19 protein-coding genes are annotated in these 23,752 nt (G+C 45.9%); 7 read left to right on the top strand and 12 right to left on the bottom strand.

Annotation, left to right across the window (positions count from 1 at the left end; all coding sequences use genetic code 11):
- Positions 1-12 precede the first annotated feature (12 nt).
- Both K401_RS0115425 and apgM read left to right on the top strand, forming a co-directional pair.
- Complete coding sequence (locus K401_RS0115425; protein ID WP_051464037.1) at positions 13-750, top strand: hypothetical protein; 738 nt, start codon at positions 13-15, stop codon at positions 748-750.
- 24 nt (positions 751-774) lie between these two features.
- Positions 775-2,028 carry a 2,3-bisphosphoglycerate-independent phosphoglycerate mutase gene (gene apgM, locus K401_RS0115420; RefSeq protein ID WP_024293785.1) on the top strand — a complete coding sequence of 418 codons (1,254 nt, stop codon included), beginning with the start codon at positions 775-777 and terminating at the stop codon, positions 2,026-2,028.
- Positions 2,029-2,118: 90 nt separating this feature from the next.
- Here the strand turns inward: apgM and K401_RS0115415 are convergent, their stop codons facing one another.
- From K401_RS0115415 to aspS, 5 genes are all read right to left on the bottom strand, one after another.
- Positions 2,119-3,411: an aspartate aminotransferase type Ic gene (locus tag K401_RS0115415; RefSeq protein WP_024293784.1), complete on the bottom strand. Its 1,293-nt coding sequence runs from the start codon at positions 3,409-3,411 to the stop codon at positions 2,119-2,121.
- Positions 3,412-3,442: 31 nt separating this feature from the next.
- Positions 3,443-4,876, bottom strand: coding sequence for an Asp-tRNA(Asn)/Glu-tRNA(Gln) amidotransferase subunit GatB (gene gatB / locus K401_RS0115410; RefSeq protein ID WP_024293783.1), 1,434 nt, complete (start codon positions 4,874-4,876; stop codon positions 3,443-3,445).
- A complete protein-coding gene (gatA, locus tag K401_RS0115405; RefSeq protein ID WP_084492900.1) occupies positions 4,877-6,442 on the bottom strand; it encodes an Asp-tRNA(Asn)/Glu-tRNA(Gln) amidotransferase subunit GatA in 1,566 nt (521 codons plus the stop codon).
- Between the two features lie 11 nt (positions 6,443-6,453).
- Positions 6,454-6,747: an Asp-tRNA(Asn)/Glu-tRNA(Gln) amidotransferase subunit GatC gene (gene gatC / locus K401_RS0115400; RefSeq protein WP_024293781.1), complete on the bottom strand. Its 294-nt coding sequence runs from the start codon at positions 6,745-6,747 to the stop codon at positions 6,454-6,456.
- A 119-nt stretch (positions 6,748-6,866) separates the two neighbouring features.
- Complete coding sequence (gene aspS, locus K401_RS0115395) at positions 6,867-8,198, bottom strand: aspartate--tRNA(Asn) ligase (RefSeq protein ID WP_024293780.1); 1,332 nt, start codon at positions 8,196-8,198, stop codon at positions 6,867-6,869.
- A gap of 695 nt (positions 8,199-8,893) precedes the next feature.
- Between aspS and K401_RS0115385 the strand changes: the two genes are divergently transcribed.
- From K401_RS0115385 to K401_RS0115375, 3 genes are all read left to right on the top strand, one after another.
- Positions 8,894-10,264, top strand: a complete 1,371-nt coding sequence (locus K401_RS0115385) for an MATE family efflux transporter (RefSeq protein ID WP_024293779.1) — start codon at positions 8,894-8,896, stop codon at positions 10,262-10,264.
- A gap of 20 nt (positions 10,265-10,284) precedes the next feature.
- A complete protein-coding gene (locus tag K401_RS0115380; protein WP_024293778.1) occupies positions 10,285-10,806 on the top strand; it encodes an NYN domain-containing protein in 522 nt (173 codons plus the stop codon).
- Positions 10,807-10,940: 134 nt separating this feature from the next.
- Positions 10,941-11,504, top strand: coding sequence for a manganese efflux pump MntP (locus K401_RS0115375; protein ID WP_024293777.1), 564 nt, complete (start codon positions 10,941-10,943; stop codon positions 11,502-11,504).
- Here K401_RS0115375 and treC read toward each other — a convergent pair.
- The 3 genes from treC to treR form a co-directional block, all read right to left on the bottom strand.
- Complete coding sequence (treC, locus tag K401_RS0115370) at positions 11,501-13,159, bottom strand: alpha,alpha-phosphotrehalase (protein WP_024293776.1); 1,659 nt, start codon at positions 13,157-13,159, stop codon at positions 11,501-11,503. The genes K401_RS0115375 and treC overlap by 4 nt on opposite strands.
- The gene (gene treP, locus K401_RS0115365) at positions 13,160-14,569 is read right to left on the bottom strand and encodes a PTS system trehalose-specific EIIBC component (RefSeq protein ID WP_024293775.1); all 1,410 of its coding nucleotides are present in this window, start codon (positions 14,567-14,569) and stop codon (positions 13,160-13,162) included. It abuts the gene before it with no gap.
- 108 nt (positions 14,570-14,677) lie between these two features.
- The gene (treR, locus tag K401_RS0115360) at positions 14,678-15,391 is read right to left on the bottom strand and encodes a trehalose operon repressor (protein ID WP_024293774.1); all 714 of its coding nucleotides are present in this window, start codon (positions 15,389-15,391) and stop codon (positions 14,678-14,680) included.
- A 334-nt stretch (positions 15,392-15,725) separates the two neighbouring features.
- Between treR and K401_RS0115355 the strand changes: the two genes are divergently transcribed.
- The gene (locus K401_RS0115355; RefSeq protein ID WP_024293773.1) at positions 15,726-17,051 is read left to right on the top strand and encodes an HD-GYP domain-containing protein; all 1,326 of its coding nucleotides are present in this window, start codon (positions 15,726-15,728) and stop codon (positions 17,049-17,051) included.
- A gap of 155 nt (positions 17,052-17,206) precedes the next feature.
- On the opposite strand, the gene K401_RS0115350 is transcribed toward K401_RS0115355, so the two are convergent.
- The 3 genes from K401_RS0115350 to bglB all read right to left on the bottom strand — a co-directional run bounded on the left by K401_RS0115350 (position 17,207) and on the right by bglB (position 20,933).
- The gene (locus K401_RS0115350) at positions 17,207-18,853 is read right to left on the bottom strand and encodes a hypothetical protein (RefSeq protein ID WP_024293772.1); all 1,647 of its coding nucleotides are present in this window, start codon (positions 18,851-18,853) and stop codon (positions 17,207-17,209) included.
- A 219-nt stretch (positions 18,854-19,072) separates the two neighbouring features.
- Positions 19,073-19,762, bottom strand: a complete 690-nt coding sequence (locus K401_RS0115345) for a hypothetical protein (protein WP_024293771.1) — start codon at positions 19,760-19,762, stop codon at positions 19,073-19,075.
- A gap of 94 nt (positions 19,763-19,856) precedes the next feature.
- Complete coding sequence (gene bglB, locus K401_RS0115340) at positions 19,857-20,933, bottom strand: beta-galactosidase BglB (protein WP_027352428.1); 1,077 nt, start codon at positions 20,931-20,933, stop codon at positions 19,857-19,859.
- 170 nt (positions 20,934-21,103) lie between these two features.
- On the opposite strand from bglB, the gene K401_RS0115335 reads away from it, so the two are divergent.
- Positions 21,104-22,018 carry a helix-turn-helix transcriptional regulator gene (locus K401_RS0115335; protein WP_024293770.1) on the top strand — a complete coding sequence of 305 codons (915 nt, stop codon included), beginning with the start codon at positions 21,104-21,106 and terminating at the stop codon, positions 22,016-22,018.
- Between the two features lie 108 nt (positions 22,019-22,126).
- Here the strand turns inward: K401_RS0115335 and K401_RS0115330 are convergent, their stop codons facing one another.
- Positions 22,127-23,734 (bottom strand): extracellular solute-binding protein, encoded by a 1,608-nt coding sequence (locus tag K401_RS0115330; RefSeq protein WP_024293769.1) that lies wholly within the window; start codon positions 23,732-23,734, stop codon positions 22,127-22,129.
- Positions 23,735-23,752: the final 18 nt, after the last annotated feature.

Genomic DNA, 23,752 nt, shown 5'->3' with positions numbered 1-23,752 from the left:
GAACAAAACCATATGAAAGCAATGAAAAAATTCTCTTATCTCTTATGCTCATGCCTGTTTATCACACTGGCTGCAGCACACACCGCCTACGGAGGCGACGCCGGTAAAGTGGTTTCCATGGAAGACAGGATTACCCCTGACGGAGAAGACGGAATCATCACCCAGACTATAAATGCCAAAACCAATGCTTCAGGAGAGGTCATCTTTCCTATTTGGAAGGATGCTGCCATTGAATCCATAAAAGCCATTTCCGGCACACTGGCAGCGGAAGAAATTAAGGAGGAATCAGACGGCGACCAGACTTATAATCAGGTGGTATTTGAGGAAAAGGAAACTCAGGTCTCTTTCCAGGTTGTTTTACGGGGAGAAGGGCTTTACGCAGGAGAAGACGCGGATTTAGGTGATACCTATCCCGGCAATGCCAAAGAACTCTCTTTTAAAGCCAAAAACACCACTCCCTTATCCGTCGGCTCATACCAGATGAAAATCGCTGTCCCCAAGGGAAAAGAGCTTCTTAATATTGTGGATTATTCCGATAAAAAACCTTTTACCATCACCAGCGAAGATGGATATACTTTCGGAGGATTTGATTTCGGAAAGATTTCCCCTGGAAAGGAATCAACCCTTGCCATCAACGTGTTCAGCAAAAAAAGCGGTTCCTCCGCTTTCCTGTGGATGATCATCGTCATACTATCGGCCGGGTTCATGTACCGCAATCTGGACCTGCTTAAAAAGCCGGTCAATCAATAAACTGAAAAAAGGATGAGTGATTCTATGAGAAAAAAACAGGGAATATTGATTATTTCTGATGGTCTGGGTGACCGGCCAATCAAGGCGCTGGGAGGTTTGACCCCGCTGGAATATGCAAATACACCGAATCTGGACCGTTTGGCAAAAGAAGGCTGCACAGGAAACGTTTATCCCATCGCCCCAGGGATACCTGTTGGCACGGATGTGGGGCACATGGAAATCTTTGGCTGCGATTCGGATATGTACTACCCCGGCAGAGGACCGCTGGAGGCTTTAAGCGGGGGAATGGAGCTTATGGAAGGAGATGTAGCCTTTCGGGGAAATTTCGGAACCATTGACGAGGAAGGCATTGTCATTGACCGGAGAGCCGGCCGGATCCAGGATGGAACTAAAGAACTGGCAAGGGCCTTATCAGGGATGCAGCTTAAGGATGGCACCATTGTTCTTGTAAAGGAGCTGACCCAGCACCGGGTCGCTGTGGTGCTTCGTGGAAAGGGGCTGTCCGCGGCACTTGTGCCCACAGACGTAGGAACTGCCAACGAAGGAGCAAAGCTGGTGGTACCTCACCCGGAAGATCCTGCCTGTAAAGAAGCTGCCCGGACAGCGGAAAACTTATGGGAATTCACCAGGAAAGCCATTGACATCCTAAAAAGTCATCCTGTAAACCAGGATCGGATCAGAAAAGGACTGCTGCCGGCCAATGTGATCATAACAAGAGGACCCGGACAGCTGAGGGCCATCCCCAGTACGGCCCAAAAAGCCGGCATCAGGGGCCTGTGCATCGCAGGGGATGTTACTGTAGGCGGGATCGCCAGGCTGGTTGGTTTTGATTATTACTTCCAGGAATCCTTTACCGGTGGTTTTACCACGGATATCATGGGAAAGGCCAGAAAAGCTGCGGAATCCTTAAAGGAAGGCTACGACTGGGTCATCGTCCATGTTAAGGGCACTGATTTAGCAGGCCATGATAATCAGCCCTTGGAAAAGGTCCGTATCATTGAAGAGATAGACTGTATGATAGGCTATCTCATGGATCAGATTGACAAGGATAATTGTTACATCGCCTTTACGGCAGACCACTCCACTCCCTGCGAGGCCAGGGACCATACGGGAGACGGCGTTCCCACCATGATCTGGGGCTGGGACGTGAGGCGGGATAAGGTGGAAAAGGCAGGAGAAACCTATTTTATGGAAGGCGCCCTGCAAAACTTAAGGGCAAGGGATATTTTTGCCCTTCAAATGGACTTAATGGGCTTTTCAAAAAAGAGAGGAGCCTGATCCGTCTGATACAAAAGGAAGCGCTGAAAAATGACGAAACCAGGGTCATTTTTCAGCGCTTCTTTTTTATTCTTCTTTTTATGCTACTTTTTATGCTTCTCTCTCAGCCAGAATCTTGTCTATGCTGACGATCTTCACACAAAGAGCAAATAATTCCATAGCCAGGATCAGATCAGATAAAGGAGGATAAGAGGGGGCTATACGGATATTGTTATCCCTGGGATCCTTTCCATAAGGATAAGTGGCTCCTGCACCAGTCATCACTAAGCCGGATTTTTTGCATCTTGCCACGATGGACTTTGCACATCCGTCAAGGGAGTCAAAGGAAATAAAATAGCCGCCTTTTGGACTGGTCCATTCACCGATCCCAAGACCGCCCAGCTCCTGTTCCAGGATCTGGATCACTGCCTCAAATTTCGGCCTCATGATGTCCGCATGCTTTCTCATATGCTCTACCATGCCGTGGATATCTCCAAAGTAGCGTACATGGCGCAGCTGATTCACCTTGTCATGTCCAATGGTCTGAATCTTTAACTGCTTCATAATGTCTACCAGGTTGTTCTGACTGGCCGCAATGGCTGCAATGCCGGAGCCTGGGAAGCTGACCTTTGAGGTGGAAGCGAATTTATAAACCATATCCGGATTCCCGGCTCTCTTACACTCTGCAAGGATCTCAATGAGATGATCCTGATCCCGGTCGTATAAGTGATGGATGGTGTAAGCGTTGTCCCAGTAAATGCGGAAGTCTTTTGCAGCCGGCTTTAAGCGGGCAAAACGGCGCACCGTATCATCGGAATAGGAAATTCCCTGAGGGTTGGAATATTTGGGAACGCACCAGATTCCTTTGATGGAATCATCCTTTGCAACCAGTTCTTCCACCATATCCATATCAGGGCCGGTGGGAGTCATGGGAACGTTCACCATTTCGATCCCAAAGTATTCGGTTATGGAAAAGTGTCTGTCATACCCTGGGACAGGACAAAGGAATTTCACCTTATCCAGCTTGCACCAGGGAGTGCTCCCCATAACGCCGTGGGTCATGGAACGGGAAACCGTATCATACATGACATTTAAGCTGGAATTGCCATAAATGATGATATGGTCAGGCGCAACCTCCATCATATCTGCAAGAAGCTCTTTTGCTTCCTTGATACCGTCAAGCACCCCATAGTTGCGGCAGTCCGTGCCGTCATCACAGATCAGATCACCATTGCTGCTAAGCACATCCATCATTCCCATGGATATATCCAGCTGTTCCGTGCTGGGCTTTCCTCTGGACATGTCTAGCTTTAAATCCTTGCCCTGAAACTCCTTATACTGCACGGAAAGCAGCTTCCTCAGTTCCTGTAACTCTTCCTTTGTCATCTCAACATACGGCTTCATAGATTTCATTTTCCTCCTCATATAGACTCCTTTAACCCAATAGGTTCTTTAGTATCCTGTTGACCGCTGCCGGATCGGCTTTTCCTTTCATGGAACGCATGGTCTGGCCTACCAGAAATCCAAAAGCCTTCTCTTTTCCATTGCGGTAATCCTCCACGGACTGCGGATTAGCGGAAACAATTCCCTCAATTACCCTGCGCAGTTCTCCTTCGTCATTGACAACCTTTAATCCTTTTTCTTCCACATACTGTTCCGGATCAACGTTTTCTGCGAAAACTTTTTCAAAAACTTCCTTGCCCACGGTACGGTTAATGGTACCATTATCCACTAAATCAATCAATTTTGCAAGGTTTTCCGGAGAAAATGTCATATTCTCAGGTTCCGTTTCCGTCTCTTTTAAGAGCCGCATAGCCTCCACCATGAGCCAGTTTGCAGCCTCCTTAGGCTTCCCGCAGATGGCTGTGACCGCCTCAAAAATATCCGCCATATGCTTGGAACCTGTGATAATATCCGCATCATATGGGGAAAGCTTGAACTCCTCCTGATAGCGTACCATCTTTTCCGTCCGCAGCTCCGGCTGCCTGGCCTTTATGCTGCTGATCCATTCATCGCTAATGACCACAGGAGGAAGGTCCGGGTCCGGGAAATAACGGTAGTCCTTGGCATCTTCCTTGAACCGCATGGCATAGGAGGATTCCTTGTTGTCATCCCACCGCCTGGTCTCCTGAACCACCATTTTTTCTTCCTCGATCAATTCGATCTGACGTTTCCTCTCCCCTTCAATGGCACGGGCAATGGCCTTAAAAGAGTTTAAATTCTTCATTTCCGTCCTTGTGCCGAACTGGGCCGAACCGGCCTCACGGACAGATAAGTTCACATCAGCCCTCATGGAGCCTTCCTGAAGCTTGCAGTCCGAGGCGCCCAGATACTGGATGATCAGCCTCAGCTTTTCTAAATATGCAATTACCTCATCCCCGTTTCTCATGTCAGGCTCTGATACGATCTCAATGAGAGGGACTCCGCTCCGGTTAAAGTCAACCAGAGAGCAGTCCTCCCACTCATCATGGATGAGCTTTCCTGCGTCCTCTTCCATGTGGATTTCATGGATTCCGATTTTCTTCTTTCCTGCCGGTGTATCGATTTCCACATAGCCGTCGTGACAGATGGGAAGGTAAAGCTGGGATATCTGGTAGTTCTGCGGATTATCAGGGTAAAAATAATTCTTCCGGTCAAACTTGCAGAACTGGTTGATCTGACAGTTTGCCGCAAGGCCCACTGCCAGGGCATATTCCACCACCTGCTTATTAAGGACAGGAAGGGAACCGGGCATTCCGGTGCAGACCGGACAGGTGTGAGTGTTGGGGGCTCCTCCGAATTCCGTGGAGCAGGCGCAGAAGATTTTTGTTTTTGTAGCCAGTTCCACATGGACTTCCAGGCCGATGACTGTCTCATACTGTTTGCTCATTTACCTCTCCTCCTTTCCTGCCAATGTATCCAGGGCAGAGCTTCCCACGCTATTGGGGGTGTAAAGGGATGCCTCCGGAGTGTTTCCGGAAGCAGCGTCTTCTGCCATTGGGGGCATCTCATAGCTTCTGCTCTGCTCAAAGGCAAAGCCCGCCCGTATGATATCCTTTTCTTTAAAGCAGTCTCCGATAAACTGGACACCAATAGGCAGGCCTCCTAAATCCCTGCCGCAGGGAACCGTAAGTCCCGGAAGCCCGGCAAGATTTACGGAAATGGTATAAATATCCCCCAGATACATCTTTAATGGATCGCTTAAGCTTTCTCCCAGCCGGGGCGCCGTGGATGGGGAAGCCGGCCCAAGAATCACATCGTATTTTGAAAATGCCTGGTCAAATGCTTTCTTGATCAATGCCTTTGTTCTTAATGCCTTCAGGTAATATGCATCATAATAACCGGAGCTTAATACAAAGGAGCCCAGCATGATGCGGCGTTTCACCTCAGGGCCAAAGCCCTGGGAACGGCTCTTTTTGTACATGCCGTGAAGTCCTTCGTATTCCTTTGCCCGATAGCCGTATTTCACGCCGTCAAACCTGGATAAGTTGGAGCTGGCTTCAGCAGAGGCGATCACATAATATGCCGGAATGGCATATTCCGCCATACCCAAGTTAAAGGTCTCCACAACAGCTCCCTTTTCCTCTAATACCCTGGCGGCTTTTAAAACAGCCTCCTTTACCGGCCGGTCAAGGCCCTCACCCAGATAATCAGACGGAATGCCGATCCGCATCCCCTTTACATCATCCGTTAAAGCCTGGGTAAAATCATAATCATTCCGCTCCACAGATGTGCTGTCCTTCTCATCATGGGAAGCCAAAACCTCCAGAATCGCTGCGCAATCCGTCACATCCTTTGCAACAGGGCCGATCTGGTCCAGGGAAGAGCCATAGGCAATCAGCCCGTATCTGGAAATAGTCCCATAAGTGGGCTTTAGTCCCGTAACTCCGCAGAAGGATGCAGGCTGCCTTATGGAACCTCCGGTATCAGAGCCTAAGGCATAGAAACATTCTGCAGCTGCAACTGCTGCACAGGAACCGCCGGAGGAACCGCCGGGAACGTGCTCCGGGTTCCATGGGTTTCTCGTGACCCCGTAAGCCGATGTTTCCGTAGTGCTTCCCATGGCAAACTCATCCATGTTGGTTTTTCCAAGGATCACAGCTCCTGCCTTGATTAAATGTTCCACGGCTGAAGCCGTATAAGCAGGAACAAAGTTTGAAAGGATTTTAGAACTGCAGGTAGTCCTCATACCTTCGATGCAGATGTTATCCTTCACCGCTACCGGTACCCCTGCCAAAGGGCCTGTAAGCTCCCCGGCTTGGATCCGTTTCTGCACATCTTCCGCCTGCTTTAATGCTCTATCTTCCTCTATTGACACAAAGCTGTTAAGCACCGGTTCCATGGCCTTAATCTGGCCCAGGGCTGCTTTTACCGCTTCTGGGGAGGTAACCTCACCGCTTTTTATTTTTTTCCCTAACTGTACCGCTGTGAGGGATAATATTTCTTTTGCTGTCATAAAAAATCCCCCTATTCCACTGTTTTCGGCACCTTAAAAGCTCCATCCTTGCTTTCCGGAGCATTTTTCAAGATGTTCTCTCTGTCGTCGCCGTTTTCCACCACATCTTCACGGAAAACGTTGTGTACCGGGAATACATGGGACATGGGTTCCACGCCGGCCGTATCCAGTTCGTTTAATTTATCAATATAATCCAGCATGCGGCCCATATCCTTTTTCGCCGCTTCCTTTTCTTCCTCGCCAAGCTCCAGCTTTGCCAGAATCCCAACGTATTCGATCATATCATCATCGATTATATGCGCCATCTTTTCCTTCTTCCTTTCCTCTTTACAGCCCATGTATTCTGGGCATAAAGGTATACCCGCAGGGTGTTTCCTCTTTCCTGCTCACGCTTTCTGAGCGTAAAGATATACCCGCAGGGTGCCTATGGTTCCAGTCTTGTCACATCTCTTGGAAACAACGTGGTCTCTCTTATATTTCCTTCGTCAAGAAGGCGCATGGTTAAGCGCTCCAGGCCGATCCCAAGACCTCCGTGGGGCGGCATGCCGTATTGGAATATCATTAAATAGGAAGAAATGTCTTCCGGATTCATGCCTCTGGCCTCCATTTTTTTAAGAATGGTATCATAATCATGAATTCTCTGGCCTCCGGTGGTGACTTCCAGACCCTTGAATAATAAGTCAAAGCTTAAAGTGAATTTAGAGTCTGTAGGATCATCCATAGCATAGAAGGGGCGTTTTTTTGACGGATAGTGGGTAACGAATACGAAATCGCTGCCATACTCTTCCTTGAAATAACGGCCGATGAGTACTTCCTCCTCAGGCTCTAAATCATAGGGGTTTCTGATTTTTCTGTTATATTTTCCGGCAACCAGTTCCTTTGCTTTGTCAAAACGGACCGTGGGAATATTGGACACATTGGGAAGAGTGACCTTAAGCATCTTAAGCTCTGTTTCATACTCCTCGCAAAGAAGGCCAAAGGTATACTGCAGCATGGCTGTTTCCATTTCCATGATCTCCTCAAAGCTGTCAATGTATCCCATTTCAAAGTCCATGCTGGTATATTCATTTAAATGCCGTGTTGTATTATGCTTTTCCGCACGGAAGACGGGAGCGACTTCAAATACCCGGTCGTACACGCCTACCATGGTCTGCTTATAAAACTGGGGACTTTGGCCCAGTTCTGCTTTCTTATTAAAATAATCCAGTTTAAATACGTTTGAGCCGCCTTCTGCTCCGCGGGCCACGATCTTTGGTGTACGGATCTCGGTAAAGTTCTGGGAGTGCAGAAAGTCCCGAAACCCTCTTACAATGCCTTCCTGGATGCGGAACTTCGCCCGTTCCATTGGGTTTCGTAAGGTAATGGGCCGCAGGGACAGCTTTGTCTCAAGGGAAGTATTTAATTTCCACTTGCTGATTGCCACAGGCAGCGCTTCTGCCGGCTGGGACAGCAGGTCAATCTCCGAAAGCCGGATCTCAAACCCGTGAGGAGCTCTCTCTTCCTCTGATACGATTCCGGTGACCCGGACCGCAGACTCTTCCTTTAACAGGCTTAAGTCAAAATTCGTTTTTCCTTCTTCATATACGCATTGTACCAGACCTTCTGCTTTCCGAAGGATCACAAAAGCAACCTCACCCATATCCCTTATGGTATGGACGCTGCCTTCCATTTTTACTGTCCGGCCCTGGTAACTGCCGGATCCGATCTGGTCCATGGAGACCGTTTCTTTTTCTTTTACACCACTGATAAATTCCATATCTGTATTCTCCTTACCTGAATGTAATTGTTTTGATTCCGGTGAAGGGGTTGTTGTTGTTCTGCCATGCATTCATCATCTGGCGAATACAAGAAATTTTTAAACGGCAACAAAATATCCCGCCCCGGAATACAGTTACATATTCCGGGACGGGATTTATATGGCTATAAGTTCCCGCGGTACCACCCGCATTGAGACAACTGCCTCTTCCTCCAGCCGCAGATATGACAGCCGGATAAGCAAATGCCTCCACTCAAACATTTAACGCATGTGTACGGATAAGCCTACTCATGTCACAGTCAATCCAATTAAAAAGGATTTCCTGCCGCTTCGGCATATCGGCTCCGGAGTGTTCCCTTAGCCAAGTCCCACGTGACGGCGCTCTCAGTCGGTGACGCCCTCTTCCTGTTGAGGTCCATAGGCCAGAGTCTCCTTCTCTGCCTTTCTCAGTATATCTTCTGAATTCCTGTAGGTTCATGATTCCCTGTTCAGACCTGTTTTATAACAGTTCATCACTTCACTATAATGAATTGCACTTATAATATCACAATCTATTTTACCGCGCAATATTTATTTTTCACAAATTCTCTCCAGCAATGGAAAAAGAACCTAATAAATCATACAATGTTGACTTTTCATGTCGAAAAGGTTACAATTATGATTATGCTTACTATAAGAATAGGGGGGCTTTTTTTATGTCTGAAACAACCGCTGCTTTAAGGCTGGAAGAAAATAAAATGGGAACAATGCCGGTAAACAAGCTTTTGCTTACCATGTCTCTTCCCATGGTCATTTCCATGCTCATACAGGCGCTTTATAACGTGGTCGACAGTATTTTCGTGGCTCAGATAGGGGAAACAGCCCTTACTGCAGTCTCTTTGGCATTTCCCATTCAAAATCTGATCATTGCAGTCGCCGTAGGAACCGGTGTAGGAGTCAATGCCCTTCTTTCCCGATCCTTAGGGGAACAGAACCAGAAAGCGGCCAACTTAGCAGCAGTCAATGGAATATTTGTTTTTATTCTCAGCTATCTGGTCACCGCCCTGCTGGCAATTTTCTTTTCCAGATTTTATTTTACGGTGCAGACAGGCAACGAGGAGATCATCAGCCAGGGAACCATTTATCTTTCCATCTGTACCATCTTCTCCTTCGGCGTTTATTTAGAAATCGCTTTTGAGCGGATCATGCAGTCCACCGGCCGCACCATCTACAACATGATCACCCAGGGGCTTGGAGCCATCATCAATATCATTCTGGACCCCATCCTCATATTCGGACTTTTCGGCTTTCCCCGCCTCGGCATTGCCGGAGCCGCCATCGCAACCGTTATCGGCCAGATCATCGCCATGATGCTCCTGCTGTATTTTAATTTAACCAGAAATCCTGACGTAAATTTAAATATGCGGCGCTTTCGCCCTCATAAGGAAACCATTGTGAATATTTATAAGGTGGGGCTTCCATCCATTATCATGCAGTCCATCGGTTCGGTCATGACCTTTGGGGTGAATAAGATCCTCCTTTTGTTCTCAGAAACAGCAGTCTCCGTATTCGGCATTTTCTTTAAGCTGCAAAGCTTCATCTTTATGCCCGTATTCGGACTCAATAACGGTATGGTCCCCATTGTGGCCTATAACTGTGGTGCCAAAAATAAGGATCGTATCATGAAGACCATTCGTTCCAGCATTATCGGATCTGTCTCCATCATGTTCCTGGGAGTCATCATCTTCCAGGTATTCCCCAAACAGCTTTTACTTTTGTTTGATGCTTCCGAGCACATGATTTCCATCGGCGTTCCCGCTTTGCGCATCATCAGCTTAGGGTTCCTCTTTGCCGGCTACAGCATTATCGTTGGTTCTGTTTTCCAGGCTCTTGGTAACGGCATCTACAGCCTCATCGTATCCGTTGCCAGACAGCTTGTATGTATTTTACCTATTGCATATATCTTCGCGAAAGTTTTTGGTCTTCATGCAATATGGTATGCCTTCCCTCTGGCCGAGATCATGGCACTGGTTTTAACCACCATCCTGTTTAAACGAATTTACGAAAACAACATCAAAAAACTTTAGGTTTTCACAGAGGTTATCATATGAGTTCCGATTATCTGCTAGTAGACGGCTACAACATCATATTTGCCTGGCCGGAACTGAAAGAATTGGCGGAGACCAATATGGACTCCGCCAGAACCAGGCTTCAGGATGTGCTCTGCAATTACCAGGGCTATAAAAAATGTAATGTGGTTCTTGTCTTTGACGGCTACAAGGTCAAGGGAAACCCGGGCACTGTTATGGAATATCACAACATTCACGTGATTTTTACAAAAGAAGCCGAAACTGCGGACCAGTACATAGAAAAAGTCTCCCAACAGATCGGCAGGCAGTACCAGGTGCGGGTGGCCACCTCGGACAAGATGGAACAGATCATCATCCTGGGAAAAGGCTGCACACGCCTTTCCGCCAGAGATTTAAAAAAAGAAATTGAGGATACAAATTCTGAAATCAAGAAGGAACATTTAGAACGGATTCCCTCAAAGAAAAACCGCCTCTTTGACAACGTAGACCCGGAGCTGTTTGAATATCTGGAAAAAATACGGCTGAATAAAAAGGATTAGGCATATATTTATATTACCGTAAGCCAAAAAACGCTTTCGATAATCGGATGGACGGGGCAAAATACGCCCTTTTATCTTCACTTGCATGGCAAGTTCAGATAAGTTATAAAACCAATACACAGGAGGAATATCACATGTCACTACTGGAATTGTTCATCATCGCGGTAGCCTTATCCATGGATGCCTTTGCAGTTTCCATCTGTAAAGGATTATGCATGCCAAAGATGAACTGGAACCATGCAGTCATTGCAGGCCTGTATTTCGGAGGATTTCAGTCCGGAATGCCCCTTATAGGATACCTGCTTGGGTCGCAGTTTAAGGAGGCCATTACCTCCTTTGACCACTGGATTGCATTTATCCTGCTTGGAGCCATCGGCTTTAACATGATAAAGGAATCCTTCAGCAAAGAGGAGGAAGAATGTGAGGTTTCTCCCATGGCCCCCAAAAACATGATCCCATTGGCAGTCGCCACCAGCATTGACGCACTTGCAGTCGGCGTTACCTTTGCATTTCTCCAGGTGCAGATCGTCCCGGCAGTCTCCTTTATCGGAATCACCACCTTCACTCTGTCCATCCTTGGGGTTAAGGTTGGAAATGTATTTGGTACACGCTATAAGTCAAAAGCAGAATTTGCCGGCGGCCTGATCCTGATCCTTATGGGGGTCAAGATCCTGATACAGCACTTACTGGAGTTTTAAGCCTTTTCACAGAAATGCAGCATAACCGCGCCAAAAGGTTCCAGAACAAGCTTTTTCTCCTTGATCTCCGGGCTGGCACAGTTGGATAACAAAATTTCCCAGCCCTCCAGTGTCTCATTTCCTTCAATCTCCTGGCTCTTTCCGGTGAAATTGGCAAAGACCAGAAGTCTTTCTTTCTGCCAGCTTCTTTTATAGGCAAATACCCCTTTCTGCTTCACCAAAACAGGCTCATAATTTCCTTCGCTGATCACCCTGCAGCGTTTTCTCAGCCCAATCAGCTTCTGATAGTAGAAAAATACCGAATCAGGATCAGCAAGGCTTTCCCTCACATTGATCTCTTCATAGTTTTTATTCACATCGATCCAGGGGATGCCTGTGGTAAACCCGGCCTGTTTCCCTGACTCCCACTGCATGGGGGTTCTTGCGTTATCCCTGGACCGTTCTCTTAAAATCCGGTAAATATCCTTTTCTTCCATTCCCTGTTCTTTTAAAATGTCAAAGTAGTGAAGGCTTTCCACATCACGATACTGGGAGATATGGGTGAAATAAGCATTAGTCATGCCGATTTCCTCTCCCTGGTAAATATAGGGCGTTCCCCTCATCCCGTGTAAGACGGTTGCCAGCATCTTTGCGGTCTGCTTTCTCTTCTCTTTGTCATCTCCGAATCTGGACACTGCTCTGGGCTGATCGTGATTGCACCAGAATACCGCATTCCACCCGTTTTCCTCAGCCATTGAAGCCTGCCATGTATGGAAAATCTTTTTCAGCTTTTCAAAGTCATAGGGCATCAGGGACCATTTGTCTCCCCCCTGATAATCCACCTTTAAATGATGGAAATTAAAACACATCTTAAGCTGTTTTTCTTCCGGATTGGTATAGCGGACACAGTGGTCAATGGTGGTGGAGGACATCTCTCCCACCGTGATGATTTCATCGGCATCCAGGCCTGTATCCACCACAATTTCCTTTAAATACTCGTGGATCCGGGGGCCATCGGTGTAAAACCGGCGGCCGTCTCCCTCCTCATCATCTTCCCAGGCGGATGGCTTGGATACCAGATTGATCACATCAAACCGGAATCCCCGTATCCCCTTTTCCTTCCAGAAACGGATCACTTTTTTTATCTCTTCCCGCACCATGGGATTTTCCCAGTTTAAATCTGCCTGGGTCTTGTCATATAAATGAAGGTAGTATTTTCCAACTTCTTCCGAATACTCCCATGCACTGCCTCCGAATTTTGACTGCCAGTTGGTAGGAGGATTCCCCGGCGTCCCTTCTTTAAAGAAATAGTAATCCTGGAACCTTTTATCACCTTGAAGGGCCTTTTGAAACCACTCATGGCTTGTGGAGGTATGGTTAAAAACCATATCAAACATCAGCCCCATGCCCAGCTCTCCTGCCTTTGCAATCAGTTTTTCCAACTCCTCCATGGTTCCAAACAGAGGATCAATCCGGCAGTAATCCTGGATATCATACCCATTGTCATTTTGAGGGGATAAGAAAAACGGAGTCAGCCAAAGGTAATCCACGCCAAGCATCTTTAGGTAATCCAGCTTTTCCAACACTCCCCCTAAATCTCCTGTCCCGTCTCCATTGCTGTCCATAAAGGATTTGGGGTAGATCTGATATACACATGATTTCTTAAAGCTCTCCATTTACTCGAATCCTTTCTTCTTTCCAAGTATTACTGTCAGCGCAAAGGGCACTGCAACGGCAATCAGCATGCAAAGTCCGAATATTCCCATATACTGGGGCTGGATGGACAGGATTCCCGGAAGGCCGCCAACTCCAATGGAATTTGCCATAACATTCATTCCCACGGAAATTGTAGCAGCTATGGCGGAACCGATCATGGCAGAAAGGAACGGAAAGCCCCTCTTTAAATTCACACCGAACATAGCAGGCTCCGTAACTCCTAAGTAACAGGAGATGCAGGCAGGAATGGAGATCTGCTTTGCTTCCTCATTCTTTTTTTGAAGGTACATCATTCCCAGAACCGCAGAACCCTGGGCAATGTTTGATAAAGCGATCATGGGCCACAGCATGGTTCCTCCGAATTCAGCCATGAGCTGTAAGTCGATGGCGTTTGTCATATGGTGAAGTCCGGTAATAACAAGTGGTGCATATACAAATCCGAATAAGGTTGCGAACAGCCAGCGGAAGCTGGAGGTAAGCCCTGCATAAACAATCTTGGAAATCCAGGAACCAATGGCCCAGCCAATTGGCCCTACCACTGCATGGGCAGCGATCACAGCGAGAAGCAGGGATAAAAATGGAACTACGATCATGGAAACCGCCTGAGGCGTGATCTTCTTAAAGAACCTTTCTAAGTAAACCAGCACAAATCCTGCCAGAATAGCCGGGATGACCTGGGCCTGATAACCGATCATCTCCATTTTCACGAATCCAAAATCCCAAACAGGCACTTCTGCCCCTGATGCCATTGCATATGCATTTAACAGCTGGGGAGAGACAAGGGTCAGTCCCAGGACAATGCCAAGAATCTGGGTTGTTCCCATCTTTCTTGTCACAGACCAGGTAATCCCTACCGGCAGGAAATGGAAAATGGCTTCGCCAAGGAGCCAAAGGAAGCTATGGACACCCGCCCAGAACTGGGACACAGCAACAAGGGTTTCCGTTCCCCCGTTCACAAGCTTGATCTCTCCTATGATGTTCCTGAAACCCAGGATCAGACCTCCTACAATGATGGCCGGGATCAGCGGAGCAAAGATTTCTGCAATATCCGCCACACCCCGCTGCAGAAGATTCAAATTTCCCTTGGCCTCTTTTTTTACTTCATCCTTGGATACTCCTTCCACGCCGGAAATGGAAACAAAGTCATTGTAAAAGGACTGTACATCATTTCCGATGATCACCTGAAACTGTCCGGCCTGGGTAAAGGTGCCCTTGACGCTTGAAAGGGTTTCGATCTGCTTTGTATCCGCTTTTCCCGGATCAACCAGAGCAAAACGCATCCTGGTCATACAGTGACTCACTGCCCCGATATTTTCCTTGCCCCCCACATACTCCAATAGTTTCCTTGCATCGCTTTCATACTTACCCATATTCATACTCCCTTCATACATGTTTTTAGCATCCATTGACTTATATGTTTATTTTGTAATTTCAATATAACATATACGTATATGTTTGTCAATATGCAGAAAAGATATTTATAACTTCCGTCGGGCAAAATCCACAAACTTAAACTTGTCAGGTCTGTGTCGTGATTCCGTGTACTGGAATAAGGTGGAGTCCTCCAGATACGTATAGCTTTTCACCACGACAACCATATCATAGCGCCCCATATCCAGGAGTCGGTAATCCTCATCCGTGGCCATATGGACCGTGATCTCCTTCATGGCAAAGCCGATTTTAAGGCCCTGTTCATTTTCCAGATATTCATAAACAGAATCCTGAGCCGCCCGCAAAGGGAGGTTTTCCACGATTTTTCTAGAAAAATAATCCTTATCAATGATGATTTTTTCCCCATCGATCTCCCGGACACGCTCCAGCACAAAGGCTTCATCCTCAGGTCCGATCTGCAGCGCTTCCATCAGCTTTTTATCATTCTTTACAATTTCTAAATTCTCCACAAAGGTCCTTGGCCTGGAATCTGAAAAACGGTAGATTTCCTTAAAGCTTGCGATCTCCGACACAGGGAAATTGAACTTGCTCTTATCCAGCACCTCAGCTGCCTTTCCCCTTGCTTTGCGAATGCAGCCATCTTCAACTAAAAGCTCCAAAGCCTTGCGGACAGTATCACGGGAAGCGCCGTAAATTTCCATCAGCTCACCTTCCGCCGGAAGCTTGTCTCCCGGACGGTATTCCCGCCTTTCTATTTTTTCAAAAAGCTCTTTATAAAGACGTCTGTATTTACTCTCCATATGTTCATATCCTCACTTTACCTGTCTTTTCCATTTTCCGCCCATGCTTTTTGGGCAGTGCCTGCCCCGCTCTACCGGGCATATAGGTATACCCGCAGGGTGTTTCCACTGATTTAGATATCAGCTTTTATTTTAACATATACGTATACCTTAGTCAAATAAATCGGTTCTATACACAAAAAAGGCAATCCTGGATCATTTTTTTACATACACCTTTTTCTTTTTTATAACAAATACAATGAAACAATAATCTATTTTCTTTTCTTTCCATATATGGTTTCATATGGTAAACTGTTTTTAGAGCAAAGATTACAAAGGAGGATTATGCATGCAAATGCAGTACACGAAAAATTTAAATAACAAAAGCGTCCTTGGCATTATCCGGCGCTTTTGTAATTACATTGATCCGCGGCTTACGGAACACGGTTCCCACGTGGCTTATATTATCTCCCGAATGCTGCGGGATACCGGGCAATACTCACAGCAGGAACTCCGGGACATTTGCTTTCTTGCCCAGCTTCACGATATCGGGGCGTATAAAACAGAAGAAATTTCCAGGATGCTTCAATTTGAAACCAATGACGTTTGGGACCATTCCTTCTACGGCTACCTATTTATACGGTATTTCTCTCCCCTCAAAGAATTGGCTCCTGCAGTCCTCCTGCACCACATCACCTGGAATTTCCTGGATAAGGGAAAAGAACCCAGCGCAAAATTAAAAGATTTATCGCAGATTCTTCACATTGCTGACCGCATTGATGTCTCCATGTCACTGGAAAAACGCTCATGGGCGGAAACCCTCCGATTATTGATCCAGGGAACTAACAATGTCTTTGCACCTCATATCGTAGATCTTGCAGCCAAACTTGACTTTCAGGAATCCATTGATATTGAATGGAGAAAAGATTCAGAATACTTCGACTTCTTAACCAGCATTCCTCTTTCCGAAGAAGAAACTACGGAATATTTGAAGATGCTGGTCTTTATCATTGATTTCAGAAGTCACCATACTGTGACCCACACCATAACCACCACCAGCATCAGCTATGAGCTGGGAAAACTCCTATCCCTGGACGAGCACCGGCTGAATTTAGTCCTCTGCGGCTCTCTTCTCCACGATTTGGGCAAAATCGCCATTCCTGTGGAAATTCTTGAGTATCCGGGCAAATTAAGCCACCAGGCCATGAACATCATGCGGACCCATGTAAATTTCACAGAGAAAATATTCGGAGGAAGCATTGACAAAACAATAGAGCGCATCGCCCTGCGCCATCATGAAAAGCTAAACGGATCCGGATATCCGAAAAAGCTGAAAGCCGAGGATTTGACTATGGAAGAGCGCCTGGTAGCCATCGCTGACATCATCAGCGCCTTAACCGGTACCAGAAGCTATAAGTCATCCTATCCCACAGACCGCATTCTGCCCATCCTGACCAGGATGAAGCATGAAGGCCTCCTGGATGCAGCCATCGTTGACCTGGCCATGGAACATCTTGATGAGATCCTTGATACCACTGCCATCCGCTGCCAGCCCATATTAAGCGTTTATGAAAAGCTGAAAACAGAATATGAATCCCTTCCACAGCTGAAAGCCTATGATGAAAAGCTTTGTTTCGCTCTTGCCTTAAAGGATCCGGAGCTTATGCCGTCATGGCCATGATGTGAAAAGATCCATCTGGTTTTAAATGGATTCAGACTACGGACAAAGCCTTGAGATAGAAAAAAATAGCTTCAAGCATAATCTACAAGCTTGAAGCTATTTTTATCCTTCCACCAGACCGGGACCTATATAAAACCTGGTTTTCTTCCTCCCCTTCAGCCTTTTACTGTAATCCGGAACGTTTTCTCCAGAGGCGTGTACCCATTGGCATAGACCGTATACCCCTGGCTGTTTCCCTCTTCACCTGAATAGTGCCCCTGGAATTCATGCTCACCAAAACCCGGTCCCAGTACCAGCTCTTTTCGTTCATCCCGAACTGTCAAAAAGCCCTCTCTTAAAATCAGGCTTTCGCCCATTCCTGCCTTCAGGCTAAAGGACGGATGCTGTAAGACAGTTCCTGCTGGAATACAGATCTCCAGCCGCATGGGAAGACGGTCCAGCCCCTCCGTCTTAATGGAAAGCTCCAGCCCCTGTTCCAGCTCATGGATTTCCACCGTAGTTTTCAGCTGGCTGCTTATGAGCTTTTCTCTTTTTAAATGATCCATTTTCCACCAGTCAGAGGTATCCTGCTTCTCTTTAAAGGGCAGATAATACCAGCCATCTGCCACGGCTTCCACCTTGCATCCGTTCTCCTGCTCCTCTATTTTCTGAGGAATGAAATTGCGAATGTCGCAATAGCTTTCTCCGATCTTTACATAAACCATGGTGCCTTCGCATTTCAAATACAAAAATGCACTCTTTCCGTTAAGTACCGTATAGGTGTAGGCCTTTTTCTTTACGCGAAGCACTCCTGCATGGCGGAAAAATTTCCGGTACTCCTCTAAAAAGCCGTATTCCTGAAAGCAATGATCAAGCATTTTATCATGGTTCATGACTACATGCAGACAATCCGGTGCCAAATCTCCCCGTTCCATATTGTCACGGATGATCTTATGGGCAGCTCCGTCAAATATGGAATTTTCTGCATAACTGCACAGAAACAGGTACTGGTAAAAATATTTGTCCCCATATTCAAGCTTTCCCTTGTCCTGTCTGGTGGAGTTCTGAGTAAATATGGTATCGTCGGGATCTATATAAGTCAGCATCATGGCAAGATTCCGCTCTACATAGCCTAAGAAGCTCTCATCTTTGCTCTCTTCATACATGGCTATCATTGCGCTGTTCACTACCGCATTATAATTGCCGGTGGAGCGTTCCGCATATTCACCGTCCTCATCCCCGTCAATGCCCTCAGACAGATACTGCCCGGCCCGGGCCATAAGCTGTCCGGAGAACTCCTTCTCTTCTGCAAACAGATTGGCTCCCTGAAGCAAGGCAGCAGCTATGGCCCAGCGGTGATTCGGCGTATGAAAGCCTCCTGTGAGGATAGCCTCCAGTGCACGGTGCATGATTATTAAATATTTTTCCCGAAGGATCAAAAGCCTCTCATCCTTCTCCACATCATACTTTACCAGCAGCCGGTAGGCAGCGATCAGCCGCTTAAAGCAGAAAGCAGTATCCGCAGCGGACTTGAAGTTACAGGACGGATAATCAAAGCTTCCGTCCTCTCTCTGAGTCCTGGCCGCAAAATCCAGTGCCAGGCTGATGGTATCATAAAGAGCCTTTTGGCGGTAAAAACTGCTTTCCCTGTTTAAATATACAGCCACTGCCGTAGTCAGCGCATAAATCGTCGGCTTCGCCTCCCAGATATCTCCCCGGATTCCTCCGTACTTTAAATCTCCCGGATCTTTTACCTGTCCGTCCATAAACTGTCTTGTCCTATATTCTGCCCCCTTCAGCAGATGTATGATATAACGCTTCATATTCTTCCTCCGTTTTTTGGCCCTTTGTACCAGTGTAAGCAAGTTCCCCGCAAAAATTCTTCCGCCTCTTGACAGCCCCATCTTATCATTTATATCTTTCTGTTTCTACCTCATTTTTGCCTTTATACAGGCAATATCATTACACATTTTGCTTTACCAGTCATTCCACCAGCAAATCCCCACCACAGCTTAATGCTTTTCGCATTTGAAACAGGAAACTTACTTCATTCGGTTAAAGTGACCTTTAATTACAGCAAGCTGCCGGTTCACCCGCTCAGGAATGGATCTCTTCAGCTCCTCCCAGGTCATCAGCCTGTCATCCGGCAGAGAAAATGGCTCAAATTCTATGGCTGGCCGGAAGCCAAATGTCTCTTTTATATATATTTCCGTCATTTTCTGTAAGCTCTCTTCCACATGAATCTGATCTTTAAACATGTCCGGTACCAGAACACCGTCACTCCCGGCTTTTTCCAGACAGCTTTCCAGCCATCCAGGGATCACACGGATCATTCTGGGATCAGGAACCATTCCATGCTTTCCGGGCTGGGCATAAACCACTGGATGAGTATCCCCGCAAAGTACCGGATCCCCGCTTTCTAAATCAACCATATTTAAATATCTGCCGTGAAAGCTTGCCTCCACTTTTTTCACAGTGCCGCCATGGCTTATGTAAACCCATACATGCTCCAGTTCATATAGATGCTGGATGTCATAGTCATACCAGATTGCGTACTCTATGGCATAATCAATCTCTTCCTTATTAATATCAATCTCCCGTTTAGGAAAGGAACTGCTTTTCTTTGTCTCACGAAATATCGTGCAGCCCATTGCAGTAATGGAAAAAGGCTCGTTCTGATCCATCATAATAATCGGTTTATAAGCCTTCCATATGTCCAGATCCTTATTCATATTATTTATCCTTTCTTTTTTACTGCCATTGCTGATCTTTTAACAAATGAAAAGAGCCGATTGCCGCCAAATCCATCCGCCCTTTTCATTTCAGTTATTTTGATGCTTCCAACAGAAACAGCATTGCCATTGCCTGTCCATATGGCATTGGGCGTAATTCAATGTCTTTATAAAACTGTACGCTTTCTCTTCCCATGGGCGTTCCGTAAGATACCTGATGCACCACACCTTCTTCATCAATGCACTGGAGAACAGGTAAAAGAGCCTTTCTGGCACTTGCTTCATAAGATGGATCAACTAGTCCCAAATGAACTGCTTTTAATATTCCATAACCAAACCCGCAGGTTGCACTTGCCTCCACGTATGAGGTACTGTCATCGATTATCGTATGCCACATACCGCTTTCATTCTGATAAGAAACCAATACCTCAATTTGTTTTTTCAGCGCCTCTGTCAGATAATGTTTTACAGCATTGCTGCATGGAATGATGCCGAATAATTCCGGAATTCCCATAGTGATCCAGCTGTTTCCTCTTCCCCAAAATGCGCCTGAGAAATTATGGCGGCCATGAAAGGTCCAGCCATGATACCAGAGACCGGTTTTTCTGTCAGCCAGATATTTTGCATGAAGGAGAAACTGGTATTCCGCTTCATCGGTCCATTTTTTATTATCCAGCAGAACTCCCATGCGGGCCAGGAATAAAACGGCCATAAACAATGTATCATCCCACAATTCCTGCTGGTTTAAAGTATCGGAGGTAAGATGTTGGAATCCGCCCTCTTCTGTCCTTGGAAGCTCTTCTACCAGCCATTGCGCCCAGTCCCTGCAGATCTTCATGTAGGTTTTATTGCCATTTTTTTCTGCCAGATAGGACAAAGCCAGAAGTGGAGCTGTTGTATTAATATTGCGTGAAGGCAAACCAATGGTCAGCTGTCTTTCATAATACTTTTCCAGTTTCTTTAAAAACTCTTTTTCTCCGGTTTCTTCATATATTTTCCATAAACCGTACAGTCCTACTCCCTGGGTCCATTCCCAGTACCGGTACCGCTCTGCATTGTCTCCGGACAGATTATTTTTTTCCATATTTTTTAAAAAGATATCATCTTCATCATACAGAATTTCTTCAAAGCTTGAAACCAGCAAATCAATTTTTTCTTTTATTTTCTCCATTCCTTTGCCACTTCCTTTCTGCTTCCAGCCACTTTATCGGTTGGTATACTTTGCAATCTCTGCAATATTTTTCCTTTTTTTCAGATAATGTATTGCACATTTTGTGACCGCTCTGTTATAATACATATCCGAAACATGATTATCCCATAAATAGAATAAAGGCGGTACCCATGACAAATCCAGATGATACACTGCTTTATAAGAAAAAACATAATATTACCATAAACGATATCCAGCAATCACTTTATTATTATTTTGACTATGACGAACGTTCCTTTGATATCAACATGCCATTCCAGCATTTTCATTCATTTTATGAAATTATGATATTAATCAGTCCCCAGGCCTGCCATCTGGTAGAGGGCATTCCTTACTCCATCCGTACCGGGGACTTAGTTCTTCTGCGCCCATCAGTTCTGCACCGGACGGAATATCAGAAAGGGGCTCCCAGCAAACGGCTTGTCATCGGCTTTTTATACCCTCCGGAACTCTGGGGAATGCCGGAAACTTATGAAAAGATTTTCGAACCATTTTATTCCCCTCTTCCCATATACCGTTTCCCCTCCAAACAGCAGCAGCTGATCAACGAAAAACTGAACCGGATTTACCGCTACTCCTTCCAGGATGAGGAACCGGAATTAAAATCCCTGATTATTCACGGAATGTTTGTGGAGTTTCTTTATACAATAAGACAGCTGGCACCTTCTACCATCTACACCAATGAACCATTAAAGGATGAAGCATCCAAAAAGATATACACCATTGCCAATTACATTCATAATCATTATTCGAATGAATTGACTCTGGACTCCCTTTCCAGGGAATTTTATATCAGTCCTTATTATCTGTCCCATCAGTTTAAAGATGTAACAGGCTACACTCTCACCCAATACATTCAGATGACACGGATCCGAAACGTACAATACCTGCTTATAAACACCAAAAAGAAGATTTCTGAACTGGCGGAAGAATGCGGCTTTACCAGCTTCTCTCAATTTAACCGCATATTTCAGAAATATTGCAGCCAGTCTCCATCTGAATTCCGGAAAGACGGAGGCCAGAACAGCCTTCCAACCATTTTTTAAAAGACCAAATGGGCAGAAAAAGCCCGTTACAGCTTCCCGGCATCATCATTATTTCGATGAAAAAGAGCTGTAACGAGCTTCTAATAGCCTGCTGCCCTGTAAAAGGAATTACTTTATGCTGTCATAATATTCTGCTCTTGCGTCAAGAATTTTCTGCAGCCCTGCATTTACAAGGTTGTTGTATTCTGTCTGCTGCATGCTGTCAAACTGATCCGGTGAGCAGCTTACCAGCTTGTAAACATATTCAATCATCATGTTTACCACATTCTGTCCATAATCTGCCTCTGCCTGTGAAATATTAGAGTATACAGGGAAGCGGAATTTGCCTTCAGAACGCACATCATAGAAGTTGGAGAACCACTCCGGAGTTTCCCAGTCTACGGACTGATCGTTTATCCATTTGGATACGATAGCCTCTTTGCTCTTGGTCCATTCCATAGAAAGGTTTACAATATTTAAGTCATCACAGGTTCCCGGATATCCTTTGCCGGACAGTTCTTCGCTGGATAATTTGATGGGTATTCCATTTTCGTCTCTCTTATGCTCTGCTGTGTAAACAATATTCTCAGCAACCTCCGGATCTGCCTGCCAATTTAGATACTTCATACAAGCATCTACTTTTTTCTCGCTTGACTTCGGAACCATTACGAACATACCGTATCTATATTCAAAAGGTGTGCGGTAGGAACCGTCAGCCAGTTCAAAGCACTGTACCGGAACAAAGGTTCTTCCGCCTGTGCTCTGGTTTAAGATGGTAATGTAATCCCATGGACGCTCTGTGTCATCTAAAAAGAATCCTGCATTTCCCGCTGTTACGGAAGACTTATAAATATCCTCCGTTGTATCGGTAGCAAAATCTTTTGTAATGAGTCCCTTGTTGTAAAGTTCGTTTAATTTCCTGATCCCATCAACGGCACCTGGAGCAACTGCCATATAACCCTCACTGTAAACATAAGCATCCTTGTCGCTTTCAAGGTTTACATAAGATCCCACAAAATTTAAATAACCCTTTTCTGTATCATTGCGTCCGCTCATTGCCCACGGAATTACCTGATTAACTCCGCCTGGATTCTTATCTTTTACCGCCTGTAAGTACTCAGTCAATTCCTCTTTTGTCTTTGGTATTTCCATTCCCAGTTCATCCAGCCAGTCCTGTCGGATATACGCAGTATGACGAGGAGATTCCACGCCTCTTTGCTTCATGATTGCAAACTGTTTTCCATCAAGCTGTCCCATGTTCTGTGCATCGGATACAAATTTTTTAATATCAGATCCATAGGCTTCATACGCCTGTGTCAAATCAGCCAGGCCGCCATTTTGTGCAAAGTTATAAAAAATGCTCTGACTGTATGTAAACACAATATCAGGAGCGCTTCCGCCGGACATCATGATGTTCAGCTTATCATCAGAAGAGGATCTTGGAACGGAAACGTATTCCACATTGATATTGTACATTTCCTTCATCTGCTGTTTGATCCATTCCGTCTGGGTGTTGTTTTCTACCGTTGTTCCAGGAGCCGCATCACCTCTGTCCCAAACCATAACCTTAATAGTTACTTCCTCTCCTTTATCTGCGGCAGCTCCTGCCTCAGTTTTTGTTTCTGCAGCGCCTGCTGCTTTCGTTGTTTCCTTTCCTGCACCGGAACTGCATCCGGTTACCAGGGCTGCTGCTGCAAAAACTGCCATACAGCTTTTCAATAATCTTACTTTTTTCATGAAAAACCTCCCTTTCTT

This window comes from Lacrimispora indolis DSM 755, assembly GCF_000526995.1.
GTDB classification, from domain to species: domain Bacteria; phylum Bacillota; class Clostridia; order Lachnospirales; family Lachnospiraceae; genus Lacrimispora; species Lacrimispora indolis.
The sequence above is the reverse complement of the archived record's forward strand: the minus strand, read 5'-3'. Positions and strand labels throughout refer to the sequence as shown.

Coding starts and splice junctions, on each gene's coding strand:
- K401_RS0115425 (WP_051464037.1), top strand. CDS start 13: ATGAAAGCAATGAAAAAATTCTCTTATCTCTTATGCTCATGCCTGTTT.
- apgM (WP_024293785.1), top strand. CDS start 775: ATGAGAAAAAAACAGGGAATATTGATTATTTCTGATGGTCTGGGTGAC.
- K401_RS0115415 (WP_024293784.1), bottom strand. CDS start 3,411: ATGAAGCCGTATGTTGAGATGACAAAGGAAGAGTTACAGGAACTGAGG.
- gatB (WP_024293783.1), bottom strand. CDS start 4,876: ATGAGCAAACAGTATGAGACAGTCATCGGCCTGGAAGTCCATGTGGAA.
- gatA (WP_084492900.1), bottom strand. CDS start 6,442: ATGACAGCAAAAGAAATATTATCCCTCACAGCGGTACAGTTAGGGAAA.
- gatC (WP_024293781.1), bottom strand. CDS start 6,747: ATGGCGCATATAATCGATGATGATATGATCGAATACGTTGGGATTCTG.
- aspS (WP_024293780.1), bottom strand. CDS start 8,198: ATGGAATTTATCAGTGGTGTAAAAGAAAAAGAAACGGTCTCCATGGAC.
- K401_RS0115385 (WP_024293779.1), top strand. CDS start 8,894: ATGTCTGAAACAACCGCTGCTTTAAGGCTGGAAGAAAATAAAATGGGA.
- K401_RS0115380 (WP_024293778.1), top strand. CDS start 10,285: ATGAGTTCCGATTATCTGCTAGTAGACGGCTACAACATCATATTTGCC.
- K401_RS0115375 (WP_024293777.1), top strand. CDS start 10,941: ATGTCACTACTGGAATTGTTCATCATCGCGGTAGCCTTATCCATGGAT.
- treC (WP_024293776.1), bottom strand. CDS start 13,159: ATGGAGAGCTTTAAGAAATCATGTGTATATCAGATCTACCCCAAATCC.
- treP (WP_024293775.1), bottom strand. CDS start 14,569: ATGGGTAAGTATGAAAGCGATGCAAGGAAACTATTGGAGTATGTGGGG.
- treR (WP_024293774.1), bottom strand. CDS start 15,391: ATGGAGAGTAAATACAGACGTCTTTATAAAGAGCTTTTTGAAAAAATA.
- K401_RS0115355 (WP_024293773.1), top strand. CDS start 15,726: ATGCAGTACACGAAAAATTTAAATAACAAAAGCGTCCTTGGCATTATC.
- K401_RS0115350 (WP_024293772.1), bottom strand. CDS start 18,853: ATGAAGCGTTATATCATACATCTGCTGAAGGGGGCAGAATATAGGACA.
- K401_RS0115345 (WP_024293771.1), bottom strand. CDS start 19,762: ATGAATAAGGATCTGGACATATGGAAGGCTTATAAACCGATTATTATG.
- bglB (WP_027352428.1), bottom strand. CDS start 20,933: ATGGAGAAAATAAAAGAAAAAATTGATTTGCTGGTTTCAAGCTTTGAA.
- K401_RS0115335 (WP_024293770.1), top strand. CDS start 21,104: ATGACAAATCCAGATGATACACTGCTTTATAAGAAAAAACATAATATT.
- K401_RS0115330 (WP_024293769.1), bottom strand. CDS start 23,734: ATGAAAAAAGTAAGATTATTGAAAAGCTGTATGGCAGTTTTTGCAGCA.